Source organism: Plantactinospora mayteni (assembly GCF_016862935.1).
Taxonomy (GTDB): domain Bacteria; phylum Actinomycetota; class Actinomycetes; order Mycobacteriales; family Micromonosporaceae; genus Plantactinospora; species Plantactinospora mayteni.
In genome coordinates this window covers 163989-180902 of the sequence record NZ_BONX01000048.1, presented here as the reverse complement: position 1 = coordinate 180902, position 16914 = coordinate 163989, and the positions used below count along the sequence as shown (strand labels likewise).

18 protein-coding genes and 1 pseudogene are annotated in these 16914 nt (G+C 71.6%); 8 read left to right on the top strand and 11 right to left on the bottom strand.

From position 1 onward, the window contains the following. Window positions 1-147 precede the first annotated feature (147 nt). Window positions 148-1053: an oxidoreductase gene (locus Pma05_RS32280; protein WP_203861289.1), complete on the top strand. Its 906-nt coding sequence runs from the start codon at window positions 148-150 to the stop codon at window positions 1051-1053. Between the two features lie 224 nt (window positions 1054-1277). On the opposite strand, the gene Pma05_RS32275 is transcribed toward Pma05_RS32280, so the two are convergent. After that, on the bottom strand, window positions 1278-1649 hold the full coding sequence (locus tag Pma05_RS32275) for a hypothetical protein (protein WP_203861290.1): 372 nt from the start codon (window positions 1647-1649) through the stop codon (window positions 1278-1280). A gap of 55 nt (window positions 1650-1704) precedes the next feature. Here Pma05_RS32275 and Pma05_RS32270 point away from each other — a divergent pair, with 55 nt between their 5' ends. Continuing rightward, window positions 1705-1896: a ribbon-helix-helix domain-containing protein gene (locus Pma05_RS32270; RefSeq protein ID WP_203861261.1), complete on the top strand. Its 192-nt coding sequence runs from the start codon at window positions 1705-1707 to the stop codon at window positions 1894-1896. A gap of 132 nt (window positions 1897-2028) precedes the next feature. Here Pma05_RS32270 and Pma05_RS32265 read toward each other — a convergent pair whose 3' ends face one another. Beyond that, the gene (locus tag Pma05_RS32265) at window positions 2029-2214 is read right to left on the bottom strand and encodes a DUF397 domain-containing protein (protein ID WP_203861260.1); all 186 of its coding nucleotides are present in this window, start codon (window positions 2212-2214) and stop codon (window positions 2029-2031) included. Continuing rightward, window positions 2211-2996 carry a helix-turn-helix domain-containing protein gene (locus tag Pma05_RS32260; protein WP_203861259.1) on the bottom strand — a complete coding sequence of 262 codons (786 nt, stop codon included), beginning with the start codon at window positions 2994-2996 and terminating at the stop codon, window positions 2211-2213. The genes Pma05_RS32265 and Pma05_RS32260 overlap by 4 nt, the downstream gene beginning before the upstream one ends. A gap of 368 nt (window positions 2997-3364) precedes the next feature. Here Pma05_RS32260 and Pma05_RS32255 point away from each other — a divergent pair, with 368 nt between their 5' ends. Continuing rightward, window positions 3365-3826, top strand: coding sequence for a hypothetical protein (locus Pma05_RS32255; protein WP_203861258.1), 462 nt, complete (start codon window positions 3365-3367; stop codon window positions 3824-3826). A 152-nt stretch (window positions 3827-3978) separates the two neighbouring features. Here the strand turns inward: Pma05_RS32255 and Pma05_RS32250 are convergent, their stop codons facing one another. From Pma05_RS32250 to ligD (Pma05_RS32230), 5 genes are all read right to left on the bottom strand, one after another. Continuing rightward, complete coding sequence (locus Pma05_RS32250) at window positions 3979-4347, bottom strand: hypothetical protein (RefSeq protein WP_203861257.1); 369 nt, start codon at window positions 4345-4347, stop codon at window positions 3979-3981. 13 nt (window positions 4348-4360) lie between these two features. After that, entirely contained in the window at window positions 4361-5116 is a 756-nt protein-coding gene (locus Pma05_RS32245) for a WXG100 family type VII secretion target (RefSeq protein WP_203861256.1), read from the bottom strand. 33 nt (window positions 5117-5149) lie between these two features. Further along, window positions 5150-5452 (bottom strand): type VII secretion target, encoded by a 303-nt coding sequence (locus Pma05_RS32240; RefSeq protein ID WP_203861255.1) that lies wholly within the window; start codon window positions 5450-5452, stop codon window positions 5150-5152. A 90-nt stretch (window positions 5453-5542) separates the two neighbouring features. Beyond that, complete coding sequence (gene ligD, locus Pma05_RS32235) at window positions 5543-6460, bottom strand: non-homologous end-joining DNA ligase (protein ID WP_203861254.1); 918 nt, start codon at window positions 6458-6460, stop codon at window positions 5543-5545. Further along, on the bottom strand, window positions 6450-7403 hold the full coding sequence (gene ligD / locus Pma05_RS32230) for a non-homologous end-joining DNA ligase (protein ID WP_203861253.1): 954 nt from the start codon (window positions 7401-7403) through the stop codon (window positions 6450-6452). The genes ligD (Pma05_RS32235) and ligD (Pma05_RS32230) overlap by 11 nt, the downstream gene beginning before the upstream one ends. Before the next feature lie 261 nt (window positions 7404-7664). On the opposite strand from ligD (Pma05_RS32230), the gene ku reads away from it, so the two are divergent. Further along, entirely contained in the window at window positions 7665-8708 is a 1044-nt protein-coding gene (ku, locus tag Pma05_RS32225) for a non-homologous end joining protein Ku (RefSeq protein ID WP_203861252.1), read from the top strand. An 18-nt stretch (window positions 8709-8726) separates the two neighbouring features. Here the strand turns inward: ku and Pma05_RS32220 are convergent, their stop codons facing one another. Continuing rightward, on the bottom strand, window positions 8727-9659 hold the full coding sequence (locus Pma05_RS32220; protein ID WP_203861251.1) for a DUF5995 family protein: 933 nt from the start codon (window positions 9657-9659) through the stop codon (window positions 8727-8729). Between the two features lie 320 nt (window positions 9660-9979). Here Pma05_RS32220 and Pma05_RS32215 point away from each other — a divergent pair, with 320 nt between their 5' ends. The 3 genes and pseudogenes from Pma05_RS32215 (at window position 9980) to Pma05_RS42995 (ending at window position 12189) form a co-directional block, all read left to right on the top strand. Further along, window positions 9980-11116, top strand: coding sequence for a glutathione-independent formaldehyde dehydrogenase (locus Pma05_RS32215; RefSeq protein ID WP_203861250.1), 1137 nt, complete (start codon window positions 9980-9982; stop codon window positions 11114-11116). 68 nt (window positions 11117-11184) lie between these two features. After that, window positions 11185-11841, top strand: a pseudogene (locus tag Pma05_RS32210) (HAD family hydrolase); the annotation flags it as partial. Beyond that, window positions 11818-12189, top strand: a complete 372-nt coding sequence (locus tag Pma05_RS42995; protein WP_344921149.1) for an Mth938-like domain-containing protein — start codon at window positions 11818-11820, stop codon at window positions 12187-12189. The pseudogene Pma05_RS32210 and the gene Pma05_RS42995, both read left to right, overlap by 24 nt. 33 nt (window positions 12190-12222) lie before the next feature. Here Pma05_RS42995 and Pma05_RS32205 read toward each other — a convergent pair whose 3' ends face one another. Beyond that, entirely contained in the window at window positions 12223-13194 is a 972-nt protein-coding gene (locus Pma05_RS32205) for a quinone oxidoreductase family protein (RefSeq protein ID WP_203861249.1), read from the bottom strand. A 377-nt stretch (window positions 13195-13571) separates the two neighbouring features. On the opposite strand from Pma05_RS32205, the gene Pma05_RS32200 reads away from it, so the two are divergent. After that, window positions 13572-14399, top strand: a complete 828-nt coding sequence (locus tag Pma05_RS32200; RefSeq protein ID WP_203861248.1) for an FkbM family methyltransferase — start codon at window positions 13572-13574, stop codon at window positions 14397-14399. Between the two features lie 102 nt (window positions 14400-14501). Here the strand turns inward: Pma05_RS32200 and Pma05_RS32195 are convergent, their stop codons facing one another. Then, entirely contained in the window at window positions 14502-16514 is a 2013-nt protein-coding gene (locus Pma05_RS32195) for an acyltransferase family protein (protein ID WP_203861247.1), read from the bottom strand. Window positions 16515-16914 lie beyond the last annotated feature (400 nt).

The window sequence follows — 16914 nt, the reverse complement described above, 5'->3', positions numbered from 1 at the left end:
CTGAGGGCTGTTCATGCCGCAAGTGTGCCGCGGCCCGGACGGCCGAAGGTAGGTCCCTCAGACCTAGGCAACCGAGAACGACCGGACCGGCGCGGATCGCTCCTACGGTCGATGGGCCAGCGCACCGACAACCTCCAGGAGCGGCAGATGACCGGATGGACCGCCGACCGCATCCCCGACCAGCGCGGTCGGGTCGCCGTCGTGACCGGCGCGAACTCTGGCCTCGGCCTGGTCACCGCCACCGAACTGGCCAGCCACGGCGCCCACGTCGTGCTCGCCGTTCGCAACACCCCCGCCGGCGAGGAGGCCGCCCGCCAGATCGGCGGCGACGTCGAGGTGCGCGAGCTGGACCTGGCCTCCCTCGCCTCCGTGCGGGCCTTCGCGGCGAAGCTGGCCGGCGACCACCCGGCGATCGACCTGCTGGTCAACAACGCCGGCGTAGTGCTGCTTGGCCCGCGCCGCACCTCCGCCGACGGATTCGAGCTGCAACTCGCCACCAACATGCTGGGCCACTTCGCGCTGACCGGCCTGCTGCTCGGCAACCTGGCCGCGGCGCGGGAAGCCCGCGTGGTCACTCTCAGCTCGATCACCCACAAGAACGCGCATCTGGACTTCGATGACCTGATGTTCGAACGTGACTACCGGGCGGTCGCCGCCTACGGCCGGTCCAAGCTCGCCACCACGGTCTTCGGCATCGAACTGGACTGTCGCCTGCGCACCGCCGGAGCGCCGATCGTCAGCGCGCTGGCCCACCCCGGTCTCACTCGCACCAACCTGACTCCGCGGGCCTGGGAGCACCGTGGCCGGTTCGGGCGGCTGATCGCGTGGGCCGGGCTGCTGGCAACCCAGCCGGTGGAGCAGGGCGCGCTGCCGCAATTGCGCGCCGCGACCGAGCCCGGTGTGCGGGGCGGCCAGTTCTTCGGCCCGTCCGGGCTCTGGGAGACGCGGGGCAGGGTCACAGAGGCCCGGCTCAGCCGGGAGGCCGCCGATCCGGCCGTCGGCAAGCGGCTGTGGGCGGCAGCCGAGGAACTGACCGGCGTCAACTACCTCTGACCTACGACGGTCACCGACCGCCCACCGGCAATCCGCAGCGTCGCGATCAGCCGCCGGACGCACCCGCACGCCTGCCGGCCACGATCGCGCGTCCACTCATCGGCAAATCCGGAAGCCGAGCAGCGCGCCGCGTTGAACGTTCGCGCGTTACGCAGAGTTACCGGCCCGGTCTTGGTCACATTCACAGCCGTCGTGGCAGCCGGCCATCGGGGCGCCGAGGGCGGCTACTCCTGCCGGCCGTCGCGCTCGATCAGCTGGTTGAGCAGTCCCACGATCTCGGTCAGGCTCGCGCCGTGCTGGTCGCGGAGGTGGCCGACCGTCCCGGTCAGCTGATCGACCTTCTCGCTGAGCCCGATGATCGCCTGCCCCTGCTCAATGATCGCCTGCCCCTGCTCAGTGATCGCCTGCCCCTGCTCAAGCTGCGTCTCCCGCAACGCATTGAGCGTGCGGGTGTGCCCCCGCAACTCGGCCCGGTAGTCGGCGACATCGCGGTCGGCGCCGGCCGCCAGCGCACGGGCCGCGGCCGCCTCCTGGCGAAGTACACCGAACTCCGCCTCCAGCGCGGCGACCCGCTGTGCGAGCTCCTCCAGGTTCATGGTGGTCACGTTACCCTTCCGCGCTGCGGGCTATCGGCCGGTGAGGTGGGCAGCCATGCAGAGCCAAGCGCCCAGCGTCGACGGCCAACACCACGAGCGCCAGGAGTGCCGGGGCAGCATCGATGCCGTGACGGTCAGCATCTCGATCACCTGGGACGCTGATCTCAGCGCCGAACTCGACTCGGCGGTCGGCGGCGGCAACCGGTCAGCCGTCGTCGCCGAGGCGATGCGAGTACCTGGACCGTAAGGCTGTCGCGGCAGCCGACGTCTGGCACGCTTCGCTGACCTGCGACGATGCCGTCATCTTCGCCGAGTACAACGCCGCGCGATAGCGCGTACGCGCTCGGCCCGCCGCTGCCACAACGTGGAATGAGCGGCCTCAGGCGGTCTCGCGGGCCAGTTGGACGAAGGCGCGCCAGGCGACCGGGCCGAAGGTGAGCGCCGGTCCCTGCCGGTCCTTGCTGTCCCGAACCAGCACCCGACCGGGGAGGTTGTCGGCCACTTCCACGCAGGAGCCGGTGCCGTTGCTGCGGGTGGAAGTCCGCCAGAGTGGCTGAGTGTTCATTTCGCATCCTCTAGCATTCGCAGGATCAGGTCTCGGGTCTGGAGCACGGGGAGTGCCAGCGCGTCGATCTCTTCCCATGCTAGGTCCAGGTGCCCCAGGTCGCCATGGTTGATCACGGGATGCCCGGTCAACTGGTCGTCCATGAGGCCGGACCGGCGCCCGTCCGGCATGGACGCGATGTTGAACGACCCGGACAGCCCGACGTGGATCCCCTCCGCCTCGGCAGGGATGACCCGGATCTTTACATGAGGCCGGTGGCCCGCGTCGACCAGGTAGCCCCACTGCTCCTTTAGAAGCTCACGCGGCCCACGGCGCAACGCGATCTCTCCGATGATGGCGGAGAGTGCGACAGGGTCGTCCCGGAGGATCGTGTTCGCCTGGCGTTCGCGCCTGGTGGCGATCAGTTCGTCGATCCGGCCGGCATTCCGGGGCACCGCCGAGAAGACCTCGCGCATGTACGCCTCGCATTGCAACAGCCCTGGTATCAGCAGCGGCTCCCAGGTGCGGAGCAGCATCGCGCGGCGCTCCTGCTCGAACCACGATCGCAGCCAGGGTTGCCGATCTTCGCGCTCGATCTTGGCGAGTTTGCGGATCTCGTCGCCCGTACCGAAAAACTCGTCCAGGCGCTCCGCCGTGTCGTCCTGCGGGGTCAGCTTTCCGCTCTCGAACTGCTGGATCAGCGACTTCGACACGTGGAGCGCCGCCGCGACTTTCTCCTGTGACAGCTTCCGGGCGACGCGCAGTTGTCGGAGCCAGGACCGCAAATCCTGATGGTCACTCACGATTATCGTCACCTGTCGTTCGCGCGTGTACTCACACTGACCCATCCATGAACGTCTTCCATCTTCCGGCCATTCGGTCGCGCGGTCCAGCATGGATACCAAGCACGGCGATTCGGGCGCGTTCGGCAGAAGGAAAAAGCACCCGACCCGGCACGGCGGGTTGCACCGCGTACCGGTCGTCGTGCGGCGTATGGCCCCGCCCGGTCGGCCTCACCAGGCAGGTGGGTGAGGCGGGGACGGGATCGGGCGGGGCCTCCGACGGACCCGGGAGGACTGGAGCCCGGTCCGGCTCGCTGCCAGGTCGCGCGGGCCGGGGTGGAGGTAAACCGGTCCCCCGGGTACCGAGGAAACAGGAAGGCGGACAACGCATGAGTGAGACCGAGCTGACGCGGCTCGTCGCCGAGACCATCCGCGCGTCCGGAAACCCGGACATCGTTGCGGTGGCGCCGTTCGGCGGCGAGATGGACACGCCCGGCATCCGGATAGCGCACGCGGGTGGCGGCACGACGTACCTGGTCCTTACCCCTCCCGGGCGTAGCGAGACGACGGCCGACGTGGTGAAGTTCCTCGATTTCGTCGCGGGCCTGCTGCACCGAGCGCAGCGACCGGAGATCCTGCGGGTGGAGACCGTTCTCACGGCCATGGACCACCCTTCCGGACTGCGGGTGACCACGGCGGCCGGAGACGTGCGGGTACTGCGGGTACTACGCACCGAGGCGCGGCCGGTGATCGCCATCCCGATGACCCTCGCCACCTCCGCCCCCGACGCGTCGGCGATCCGGGACGCGTTCCCGCGCGCCGGGCGTACCGAATCTGAAGGAGGTGATTGATCGGAGGCAGCTAATTCCCCCGCGCAACATCACCACTCCGGCCCGCCCGAACACGGTGCAGCACACCTTCCCCCGGGCGGGCCGGAGCGCGGCCGGAAGGGCGCCGCCACAAAGGAGACCGATCAGGCGTTGGCAGGTGGGCGGGAACGGGCTCAGTACCCGTCGGGGTGGTCGCGCCACCAGCGTTCGCGGTCGCGGCGCTCCCGCTCCAGCCGCTGGCGCAGCGCGGTGAACTCCCGCTCGCCCTGGTCCGCCAGCTCGGCCCGCTCCTCCTCGGGGATCTCCGCCCAGCGCTGCGCGAACTGCTCCAGTCGCGGGTTGATCGCCGAGGCGAAGGCCGGGGTGGTGGCCACCTCGCGGAGTCCGCGCCGGCCCTCCAGCACGTCGGCCACCAGCCGGCGGAACTCCGGGTCGTCGGTCCGTTCGCCGAGCGTCTTCAACGAGTCGCGCAGGTGGCGGGAGAGCGCCGGGTCGCCTCCGGCGACGTCGAGCAGCGGTTCGTCGTCCTTCGGTGGTCTCATCTGGTACTCCGGCTCAGTCGCGGTGGTGGGAAACGGGCGGTTCCGCCGGCGGTCGCACCCCGGGGTGGTCGTACTCCCTGGCCGGCAGGTACGGCAGGCTGGTGTCGCTCACCTGGCCGAGCAGGCCGGCGACCACTCCGCTGAACGCCTGCACGGCGTTCCAGATGGCGCTGTGCAGGCTCAGGATCTGATTCCACTTGGCGACGGCCTGGCTGGCGGTGAAGGCGATGCTGGCCCCGCCGAGGATCGGGCCGATGACGGTGGGAGCCGAGGCTGCCGTCGCGGCCATCTCGATGCCGATCGCGATCAGCAGGTCGGCGAGCCCCTCCAGCAGACCCTTCAGGGCGCCGGCCGTCTCGTAGACGCTGAACGCGGTCACGTCCAACTGCCAACCGAGCTGGACGAGAACGCTGATCTGGCCCCTGAGCACCTGTACGACGCCGCTGAAGTAGTCGTCGGCGGCGTCCCGGGCGTTCCCCTCCCAGCCGTAGCCGACGGCGGCAACCGCGGAGTTGAGGGCACCCGCGCACGCCTCGTTGAAGTTGGCCAGGGTCTGCACGGCCTTGCCGGCCGTCTGCACCGCCTGCCAGTCGCCGGTGAACTGCTCGGCGGCCCATTGGAACGGGTTGGCGCCGAGGACGAGGTTCATCGCCTCACCCAGCCAGTACGACGGGCTGACGTACTGCGAAATGCCGAGGTAGTTCTCCAGCTTGTCCGGGATCGGGTCCTCGACCTTCGGGTCGATCAGTTCGTCCAGGGGGTCGGCCATGTCGGTTTCCGTTTCCTTCCTCTCCGCCGACGCTCAGTAGGTCTGGTCGAGCTGTGCAGCCGCCGCCGCATCCGTGGTCTCGTAGTACTGGGCGGCCCGCTCGACCTCCTCGGCGGAGAGTCTGAGTACGTTCTCCAGCTGGGTGTAGGAGAGCAGCAACTGGTTCCTGATCGCGGCGACGGCGTCGAACACCGTCTGGAAAAGCGGCCCGGAGGAAGCGCTGATCTCCAGCCATCTCTCGTCGTACTGCTGTGCGCCCACGGAGTCGTTGACCAGGCCGGTGAGCGTGGCACCGAACTCGCGGATGACGGCCGGATCGGCCTTGAAGGACGACACGTCTTTCCCCCGTACGTTGTGGAGCACAGTCGCGTCGAGGGTGCCAGGCGGCGGCTTCAGATCGGCTTCACCGGCCGCCGGCCACTGGCGTCACCGGGTCGGCAGCTCGGGGCCGCCGTCGAGCAGCTCGATCAGCAGGTCGCCGTACTCCTCGATCCGGGACAGCACCTCGGCGGCGGGGAACTGCCGGACGGCGCCCGGCTCGCCCTCGGCGGCGGCCTCGACCTCGGCCCAGTGCAGCGGGGTGGAGACGGCCGGCACCGGCTGGGCCCGCAGCGAGTACGGCGCCACCGTGGTCTTCGCCGCGTTGTTCTGGCTCCAGTCGATGAAGACCTTGCCGGGGCGGAGCCGCTTCGCCATCTGGGCGGTGATCGACTTCGGCGCATCCCGGGCCAGCTCGTCGGCGATCCGCCGGGCGTACGCCGAGACGGTGTCGGCGGACTGTCGCCCCGAGATCGGGCAGAGCAACTGCATGCCCTTGCGGCCGGAGGTCTTCGGATAGCTGTCGACGCCGTCGGCGGCCAGCCGTTCCCGGATCAGCAGGGCGACGCCGCAGCACTCGGCCAGCCCGGCCGGGGCGCCCGGGTCGAGGTCCATCACCATCAGGTCGGGTTCGGCGCCGACCTTCCACTGTGGGGTGTGCAGCTCCAGCGCGGCGAGGTTGGCCAGCCAGACCAGCGTCGGCAGGTCGTCGCAGACGACGTAGTCCAGCACCTCCCGGGCCTTGGACGAGCCGGGCGACGGGAGCCGTTCCAGGCGTACCCAGTCGGGGGTGCTGGCCGGGGCGTTCTTCTCGAAGAAGAAGGCGCCGTCGACGCCGTTCGGGTAGCGGATCCGGGTCAGTGGCCGGTTGCGCAGGTGCGGCAGCAGCGCCTCGGAGATCCGCGTGTAGTAGTCGATCACCTCCCCCTTGGTGAACCCGGACGCCGGATAGAGCACCTTGTCCAGATTGGACAGTTCGAGGCCCCGGCCCTCGACCTCGACCCGTACCCGCTGCTCACGTGCCATCGACGTCCGCCACGGTCTTGTCGGTGCGCAGCCGGCGGATCCGGGGGAACCGTAGCCGGCCGTCCGGCGTGCGCTGGCCGTACTTCACCTCCACGACGATCTGCGGGGTCACCCAGATCGCGCCCCGGGCATCCTCCCGGGGCACCGGTGACACGAACGGCGAGCCGCCGGTGCGCAGCGGCTCCAGCACGGCGAGCAGGTCCCGCTCGATCGCCGCGCCGATGCCGCCGCCGACCCGCCCCCGGTAGACCAGCCCGCCGTCCGGCGCCGGCACCCCGACCAGCAGCCCACCGATCCGGCGTACGCCGGGCCGCCAGCCGCCGACCACGAAGTCGTCGGTGACCTCCAGTTTCACCTTCACCCAGTCCGGCGACCGGACCCCGGCCCGGTAGACCGCGTCGGCCCGCTTGGAGACCACGCCCTCCAGCCCGTGCTCACCGGCCGCCTGGTAGGTCGCCGGGCCGTCCGGGAAGACCGGCGGCACCGCCCAGCGCGGCCCGGCCAGGCCGAGCGCCTCCAGCGCCTCCCGGCGACGCCGGTACGGCCACCCGGTCAGGTCCGCCCCGTCCCGGCGCAACAGGTCGAAGATCATGTACGTCACCGGCAGGCTCGCCGCCAGCCGGGCGGCCCGGGCCGGCTCCCGGACGTGCATCCGCTCGGCGAGCGCGGTGAACGACGGCTGCCCCTGCTCGGTCAGTACCACCACCTCGCCGTCGAGTACCGCGTCGGCCAGCCCACACTCGGCGAGCTGGGCGCGGAGCGCGGCGAGTTCCGGATAGGCGGCGGTGATCTCGACTCCGGAGCGGGCGTAGAGCCGCAGTGCGTCCCCGGTGAAGTCGCCGACCGCCCGTACCCCGTCCCACTTGAACTCATGCACCCAGCCGGGGCCTGCGGGCAGCTCCCCGGTGACCGCGAGCATCGGCTTGACCGGGGTGCCGGGCACGGTCCTCACTCTAGGTCCGCGCCGAAACACTCGCGCCCGGTTCGATCCGGTGCGATCCTGGATCGAACCGGTCGTGCACACCGGCAAATTGAACCTTTTTCAACCTGGACAGCGCGGCGCGTTCGCCCCGTCTTTCACCTGTGGCGACGACGGACCGCAAGGGGAGGTCGAAAAAGGTTCACTGTCCGGGTACCGGCTGCTCAGGGGGCATTTTCACCCGACGGGGTGAATATCCGCCCGGATGGGGGAAGGTACGGGATCATGCGGGCTATCTGGCGGGGGGCCGTCTCGTTCGGGCTGGTCTCCATCGGCGTACGGGTCTACTCGGCGACCGAGGAGAAGGACATCCGGTTCCACCAGGTGCACCGCACCGACGGCGGCCGGATCCGCTACAAGCGGGTCTGCTCGATCGACGGCGAGGAGGTCAGCTACGACGACATCGCCAAGGGGTACGACATCGGCGGCGGCGAGATGGTCATCCTCACCGACGAGGATTTCGCCGAGCTGCCGCTGAGCACCTCGCACGCGATCGACGTGCTGGAGTTCGTACCGGCCGAGCAGGTCGACCCGATCCTCTACAACAAGGCGTACTTCCTGGAGCCGGACGGTGCGGCGGCCAAGCCGTACGTGCTGCTCCGGGACGCGCTGACCGACTCGGAGCGGGTGGCCATCGTCAAGGTGGCGCTGCGGCAGCGGGAGCAGCTCGCCACCCTGCGGGTCCGGGAGGGCGTGCTACTGCTCAACACCATGCTCTGGCCGGACGAGATCCGCCGCCCCGACTTCGGCTTCCTGGACGAGGACATCAAGGTGCGCCCGCCGGAGCTGGCGATGGCGAGTTCGCTGATCGACTCGATGGCCGGCGAGTTCGAGCCGGACGTCTTCACCGACGACTACCGGGCCGCCCTCCAGGAGGTGATCGACGCCAAGGTCGAGGGCCGGGAGGTGGTGCAGCCGGAGGAGGTCGAGGAGGCGCCAGCGGCGGCGGTCGACCTGATGGCGGCGCTGCGCGCGTCGGTGGACCGGGCCCGGTCCGCCCGGGGCGAGGAGCCGGCCGGGGCCGGTGCCGGCCGACCGACCCCGATCTCGGCCGCCAAGTCCGCGAAGGCGGCTGCGGCGAAGAAGGCCGCCCCGGCCGCGAAGAAGGCGGCCAAGAAGACGGCGGAGAAGACGGCGGAGAAGACGACCGCGGCGAAGAAGACCGCCGGGGCCAAGAAGGCCGCCGCCGAGTCGGGTACCGCCAAGCAGGCCGGCAAGGCCGCGGGCAAGAAGGCCGCCCCAAAGAAGGCCCCGCGCAAGACCGCTTGACCCGCTCCGCCGCCGCCGTCAGTACGCCGGCGGCACGCCGAACGGGTACGCCAGCGGCGGCGCGTCGCCGTTGTGCCCGGCACAGTACGCCGCCCGGGGCCCCGGCCCGGTGAACGGCGGGACGTAGCTGGTCAGCGTGGCGAGTCCGGTGGCGATGGCCAGCGCGCCGGACTCGATGTCGAGTTCGACCAGGGTCCGGGCGAAGGGGGTACGGGCGCCCGCCAGTCGCACGGCGTTGCGCCACGCCTGCTCCCGCCAGCTCACCAGCAGCCCGAGGGCGGCACTGGTCGGGATGCCGGTGTCGAAGCCGTCCCGGTCGAGCCGGGCGATCAGCTCCGCGAGCAGCGGGTCCAGCACGGCGGCCAGAATCTCGTTGACCTTGTCGTGGTCCGGCTTTCGGCTGCTGCCGTCCGGGGCGGTCAGCCCGACCCGTTCGAGCACGTACGGCAGGTCCCGGTTGATGTGCGCGTTCATCCCGAGCAGCAGGTCACCGGCTCCGGTGAGCCGGCGGGACCGGGCCGCGTCCAGGGCGGCCAGCCAGGCGGCCGGTACGGCGGAGCGCCGCCCGGCGGCCCAGTCGTCGTACGCCCGGTAGTAGTACTCGGCGAAGAGCGCGCCCTCCCGGTTGACCCAGGCGTTGTCGACGAAGTACCCCTCCTGGTCCCGCCCCCACCTGAAGCCCTCGGTGGTGCGCAGGTACGCGAGCGTGAAGCTGGCGTGGTGCTGGCAGGACCGCCCGAGCGCGCCGAACCGCTCCCGCAGTCGCCCGATCGTGTCGGCCACGCACTCCGACCCGCCGTCCGGGCAGGTGTCGGGTACGACGGCCCGCACCGCCGCCCCGGCCGGTCGGGACGGCGACGGTGCGGCGGCGACGGGTGGGGCGGGCGACAGAACTCCCGTCACGCCCAGCGTGGCCGCCAGCAGAGCCCGCGTCGCCGCCCGCCGTCCCATGTCCGCCCCCTCAGATGATGATCGACATCGATGCCAGACATCATTCCGAATCTGAGTGACCAGTCAGGAACATTGGTCCGATACCCGACTCGACCAGCAAAAAGAGCCGGATTGGCCGCTACCCTGGCGGCCAATCCGGCTGCTCTCGCGCACTTTGTCGTGCGCGTGGCGCCGGGCAGCCCCGGTCGGCCCGCCGGGTCAGGGCGGCGCGGGCCGGCCGGGGCATCCGGCCCAGGATCCGATTTGCTCCTTATCCGAAGATCATCCGCTTAGGCTGGAGCCGGGAGTGGCAGCGCCGCCACGCGCCGGAGGGAGCAGCCATGAAGGCAGTGGTCTACCAGGGGCCGCGCGAGGTCGCGGTGGAGAACGTCGAGGACGCCCGGGTCCAGGATCCCAACGACGTGGTCGTACAGGTGACCAGCAGCGCGATCTGCGGCTCCGACCTGCACATGTACGAGGGGCGTACCGCCGCGGAGCCGGGCACCGTCTTCGGGCACGAGAACATGGGCATCGTGGTCGACGTCGGCCCCGGCGTGGTGCACGTCAAGCGGGGCGACCGGGTGTCGATGCCGTTCAACGTCGCCTGCGGGTTCTGCAAGAACTGCCTGGCCGGCTACACCGGCTACTGCCTCACCGCGAACCCCGGCTTCGCCGGCGCCGCCTACGGGTACGTCAAGATGGGCCCGTACCGGGGCGGCCAGGCCGAGTACGTCCGGGTGCCGTTCGCCGACTTCAACTGCCTGAAACTGCCGCCCGGCAACGAGCACGAGAACGACTTCGCGATGCTGGCCGACATCTTCCCCACCGGCTACCACGGGGTGGCGATGACCGAACTGCGCCCCGGCGAGACCATCACGGTGATGGGCGGCGGCCCGGTCGGACTGATGGCGGCGTACGCGGCGACGCTGATCGGCGCGGCCAAGGTCTTCCTGGTCGACCGGGTACCCTCCCGGCTCCAACTCGCGGAGTCCATCGGCGCGATCCCGATCGACTTCACCAAGGGGGACCCGATCGCGCAGATCCGGGACCAGACCGGCGGCGACGGCACCGATCGGGGCGTCGACGCGGTCGGCTACCAGGGGACCGGAAAGGGCGGCGAGGAGCAGCCGGCGGGGGTGCTGAACAGCCTGGTCGAGATCGTCCGGGCCACCGGCCAGATCGGGGTGGTGGGGCTCTACGTACCGCACGATCCCGGGGCACCCGACGAACACTCCCGCAACGGCGAACTGCTGTTCCGGGTCGGCAAGTTCTTCGAGAAGGCGCTCCGGATGGGCAGTGGGCAGACCAACGTCAAGGCGTACAACCGGTACCTGCGGGACCTGATCATCGCCGGGCGGGCCCAGCCGAGCTTCGTGGTCAGCAAGGAGTTGCCGCTCGACGCGGCACCGGAGGGTTACGAGCGGTTCGACAAGCGCGACGAGGGCTACTCGAAGGTGCTGCTCAAGCCCGCCGCGTGACCCGTCCGGCAGCCGGCCGGCCGGTGCCCAGGGCGGCCGGCGACGCCCGACTGGGGCAGGATGGAGCCGTGGTGGATGCGGTGGTCTTCGACCTGGACGGCGTACTGGTGGACTCGGAACCGGTCTGGGAGCGGGTCCGCCGGCGTTACGTCGACGCCTCCGGCGGCCGGTGGCAGCCCGACACCCAGCGCCGGCTGATGGGGATGAACACCGGCGAATGGGCCCGCTACCTCGGCGAACTCGGCGTACCCGGCAGCGCCGAGCAGGTCGCGACCGACGTGATCGACTTGATGGCCCGGGAGTACCAGACCCACCTGCCGGTCATCGACGGCGCGCCCGAGGTGGTCCGCCGGCTCGCCCGGCACTGGCCGCTCGGGCTGGCCAGCTCGTCCCCGCGCAAGCTGATCGACGTGGCGCTGGACGCGATGGGGCTGACCGACCAGTTCCGGGTGACGCTCTCCACCGAGGAGGTGGCCCGGGGCAAGCCGGCCCCGGACGCCTACCTCGGAGTCGCGCAGCGCCTCGGCGTGTCCGCCGGCCGCTGCGTCGCGGTCGAGGACTCCAGCAACGGGGTACGCTCGGCCGCCGCCGCCGGGATGCGGGTGGTGGCGATCCCGCACGGGTCGTACCCGCTCGACCCGGACGCCGAACAGCTCGTCGCGGTGGTGTTGCCGCACGTCACCGACCTCACCGAGAGGTCGGTGCCGCCGGCCCGGTCGCCGCGGATCCAGGAGATCTCCTGGGGCCGGATGACGGTCGACGGGCTTGGCGAGGGCAAGGACTTCAAGCTCTATCCGGGCGGCGGCCGGTCCTGGGACTGGACCGAGACCGGCACCCGGCACGAGCCCGGGATCCAGCCGGCCGACGTCGAGGAGTTGCTCGACAACGGGGCGACCCGGGTGGTGCTCTCCGAGGGCTTCGACGGGCGGCTCCGGGTCGACCCGGCGACGCTGCGGTTCCTCCAGGAACGGGCGGCCGAGGTGCACGTGGCCCGGACCGGCGAGGCCGTCGAGCTCTACAACACCCTCGCCGTCCGCGAGCCGGTGGGCGGCCTCTTCCACTCCACCTGCTGAGTCTGTCCGCCCGACCCGGGGCGGCCGGCGCCGTCAGCCGGGCAACAGCAGGGACTTGCCGCTGGTACGCCGTCCCTCCAGGTCGGCGTGTGCCCGGGGCGCGTCGGTGAGCGGGTACGTCGCGCCGATCCGGATCGACAGCCGCCCCGCGCCGATCCAGCCGAACAGGTCGGCGGCCCGACCCAGCAACTCGGCGCGACTCTCGATGTGCTGCGGCAGGGTGGGCCGGGTCAGATAGAGCGAGCCTCCGGCGGCCAGCCGCTCGGTCTCGACCGGCGGCACCGGCCCACTGCTGGCGCCGTACGCGACCAGCAGGCCACGGCGACGCAGCGCGGCCAGGCTGTCGTCGAAGGTGGCCCGGCCGACGCCGTCGTAGACCACCGCCGCACCGGCACCGCCGGTCAGCTCGCGGACCGTGTCGAGGAAGCTGTCGTACCGGGCGACGTGGTCCGCACCCGCCTGACGGGCCAGCTCGGCCTTCTGGTCCGTCGAGGTGGTGCCCACGACGATCCCACCGGCCAGCTTGACGAGCTGGGTGAGCAGCAGTCCGACCCCACCGGCCGCCGCGTGCACCACTACCGGCTCGCCGGCCGCCACCGGATGGGTGGTGTGCGACAGGTAGTGCGCGGTCAGCCCCTGCATCATCGCCGCCGCCGCGACCGGGAAGTCGACGTGTTCCGGCACCGGCACCGCCCGCTCGGCCGGGATCGCGACCTGCTGGGCGTACCCGCCGGGCACGCTCACCCAGGCCACCCGGTCGCCCACGGCGACACCCTCGACCCCCGGCCCGACCGCCGCCACCGTGCCGGCGCCCTCCTGCCCCGGCACCGCCGGCAGGTCGCCCGCGTACGGCTGGACGCCCTGCCGCTGGTAGACGTCGGTGAAGTTGACCCCGACGGCGGCGACGTCGACGAGGAGCTGACCGGCGCCGAGCTGCGGCGTCGGGGCGTCCACGATCTCCAGGACCTCCGGTCCGCCGTGTCGCCGCATCAGCACCGCCCGCATGCGGCCATCGTCCCCCGTACGCCGCCACGGCACCCCCGGATCCCCGCGATCGGCGAGAACCGTCGGCCCCAGCGGTGTCGGCTTTCCGACCGGCTCGGATCGGTGGGCGTACCGGCTCCGGCGGGGAGAACGGCGCCGGAGAACGGGGTTTGTGCGGCGTACGCCCGGGAGCGCCGGGACTGTCCCGCACCCCGGTCACGACCTGGGAAAACGCGAGACTGTTCCGCGTATTACTCCGCTACGTATCGGGTCTGTTGCTCTAGGTGATTGTCTGCGTAACATGCCCGAGGAGCAGGCCCTACTGGAGGAGGTCGCTGGAGCCGGCGGGCCCCGGACGGGTGACAAACCCCCAACGATCAGCGAGAACGGTCAACGGTATGCCAACTTTTCGATCGACGCTGCGCCGTGCCTACCACCAGTCCGGTGCGCACCACGTCCGCCGGGCCGCCCACCGGATCGCCCTCCGTACCCGCGCAGGGGCGTTCCGCAACGAGATCGGCGTCGTACTGCACGCCGACCACACCGACATCAGGGGTACCGAACTCGCCGTCTACAAGGGAAACCTCGACCGGAAGGCGGTTGCCGCCTGGCGACGCCTGGTCTCCGAGATCCGGCCCACCGTGGCGATCGACGTCGGCGCCAACTACGGCGAGGTGGCCTTCTCGACCTGCTACTACGGCCTCCGCGAACTGCATCTGGTCGAACCGAACCCGGCCGTCCTGCCCTGGCTGCGCAAGACGATCGCGGCGGCCACCGGCGACTACCCGGGCACCGTGCTGCACGCGGGTGCCGCCAGTGACCGGGCCGGCACCGCCCGGCTCTACCTGCACGAGCACACCGGTGTCGCGTCGCTGCGGGTGCGGAACGACCGGGGCGTCGAGGTGGAGTGCTTCCGGCTGGACGAGCGGATCCAGCTCGGCGACGACGACTCGCTGCTGTTCAAGATCGACGTCGAGGGTCACGAGCAGGCCGCCCTGGAGGGGATGGCCGGGCTGTTCCACCGCCGCCGGGTCGCCGGCATCTGCGAGATCCTGCACGCCGACGACGACCTGCTGAAATACCTCTGCGCCAACTTCACGGTCGCCCTGCAACAGGCCGGCCGGGAGCAGCCGGTGGACGAGTCGCAGTTGCGCGACACCGTCGCCCTGGCCCGGGAGACCGGCTGGGGCGACCTCAGCAAGGACGTGGTGCTCCGGTCCCACTGACCGCCCGCCGCCCGCCGAGTGCGCCACCTGCCGAGCGCGCCACCCGCCGAGCGCGCCACCCGCCACCCGCCCAGTGCCGAGCGCCGACGGCTACGGCTACGGCTACGGGACGCAGACGAACTGCGGATCCGCCCAGACCCCGACCGCACCACCGGACGGGCTGCTGGTCACCAGGTCCACGACGCTGGCGCTGGCGATCGCCACGTCGATCTGCTCGGCGCTGTCCACCCCGCTCCGTACGCCCGACTCGAAGACGGTCACGTCGTCCGCGCGTACCGCGAAGGCGACCTCGACGTCGTCGGTGCCGACGTCGATCACGGCCCGGAGCCGTTCGCAGCCGGCGGGCGGCTGCACCCGGACCCGGCTGGGCGCCGCGGTGAGCACCGCGCGCGGATAGACCTGGCCGTGCACGGTGACCGAGCCGGGGGTCGAGCCGGTCGCCGGGGTCGGCGACGGCCGCTCCGAACTGCCGTCCAGCAACATGGGCAGGTCGGACAGGTGGTAGGTGACCTCGGCCGCGGCCGACTGGACCTGGCTGCGGGTCGTCACCCCGGGCCACAGGTTGAGCGCCATGACCGCCAGACCGACGGCCAGCACCGCGACGGTCGAGGCCATCGCCCGGTGCCAGCCCCGCGCCGCGCCGCCCGACGCCGTCGGCCTCACGGGCGTCGGGCTCGCGGGCGTCGGGCTCGCGGACGTCGGGCTCACGGGCGTCGGGCTCACGGGCGTCGGGCTCACGGGCGTCGGGAGCGGGGGCGTCGGGAGCGGGGGCGGGAGTGTCGGGAGCGTCGGCGTCGGCGTCGGCGTCGGCGTCGGCGGAGCGGCCGGAGCGGCCGGAGCGGTTCCGGTGGCGGCTTCGGGTACCCCGGCTCCGGCGCCCTGGCCGGACGGTGGCGCGGTACGGGCGGTCCGGTGCCGGCGCGGGCTGACCCGGGCCGGGAGCAGCGCCGGGCGGCGGCGGGCGGCCAGATCCTCGATCCAGCCGAACAGCACCACCGCCACGGCCACCAGCAGCCAGACGGCGGCCAACCGGACCGTGACGACCTGCACCCAACCGGAGACGGCCAGCGGGGCGATCAGCGCACCGGCCAGCACGGCCAGCGGCAGGTGCCACAGATAGATGGTGACCGCACGGGCGTTCAACAGCCCCACGAGGCGGTCCAGCAGGCGGATCCGGCCCAGCCAGTCGAGTCGGGGCCGGAACCGGAGCACCGTCGCGACGAACGCCATCGACCACAGGGTGTTGCCGCCGGCGACCCGGTTCAGGTCGTAGTTCCCGGTCGACCAGCCGACCGCCAGCACCCAACCGGCCCCGGTGACCGCGAGCAGCGCGACCGCCAGCGCGTACCGCCGGGCCGGGATCCGGCGCAGCAGCCCGTCGTGGTGCGCGAAACCGAGCAGCCAGCAGGCCAGGTACGTGCTGACGTTGGTGGCCTGCTCGTTGAAGTACCCGCCGACGTTGACGACGTTGAACCGGAAGGCGATCGGCAGCGCGACCGCCACCGCCAGGCTGTGCCAGGGCCAGCGGCGGAACGCGGCGAGCAGGGCCGGCGAGAGCAGCACCAGCCACAGATAGGTGACGATGTACCAGAGCACCACGTTGTAGGCCCAGGCCCAGGACTGGCCGCCGACCGGCGGGGTACGGGCGGGGAAGGCCCACCAGACCAGTTCGCCCCAGCCGAGTTCCGCGGCCGGTGCCGTACGCCAGCCGGTGACCAGCAGCAGCGTGACCGTTACCGCCCCGAACCCCCAGAGCGGGGGCAGCAACCGGCGCAGCCGTCGCCCGACCGCGCCCCGGCCGGTACGGTCCAGCGAGCTGGCCATCAGCGAGCCGGCGAGCGCGAACATCAGCCCCATCGCCGGGAACAGCACGGTCAGCCAGATCCACCCGAGTACGTGGTAGGTCACCACCCGGACCAGCGCCGCCGCCCGCCACAGGTCCAGGTACCGGTCCCGACCGCCCGCCCGACCACCCGACGAGCCGCCCGCCGAACCGGCCGAGGAGCCGCCTGCCGAGCCGGCCGAGGAGCCGTCCGTACCCGCCGAGCAGCCATCCGCCGAACCGGCCGCCGGCACGACCTCAGCCGGCACCGCATGCTCGGCTGAGGTTCTCATCGGCGTCTCCACGTCTCCGGTCGGCCCGCGCCCGACGGTCCCGGGCGACTCGTACGTCGTCGGCACGGGCGCCCCGGACTACTCCCCGTCAACGCCGCCCGCCCGGCCCGCACCTCCGGCGGAACCGACCGGCAGGCCGGCGCCCTCGACAGACGGACCCTTGCCCACCAGTCCTACCCGACAAACCTGAACGATCCCTGACCAGGCTTTCACAACGTGTTCCCCGTCGCTTCCCGGCCCGTTCCGCCAGCCAACCGCGAGGCCGGGCGGAGTCGACCACGGGTCGGACCTGTGGCGGCGGCGAGCGCGGGTGTGGCCCCCGCCCCAGTTTGTGACGCCGCACACCGGCGACCGACGACGAAACCCTGCCGATCCACCCGTTCGGGCAGCAAGATGGTGA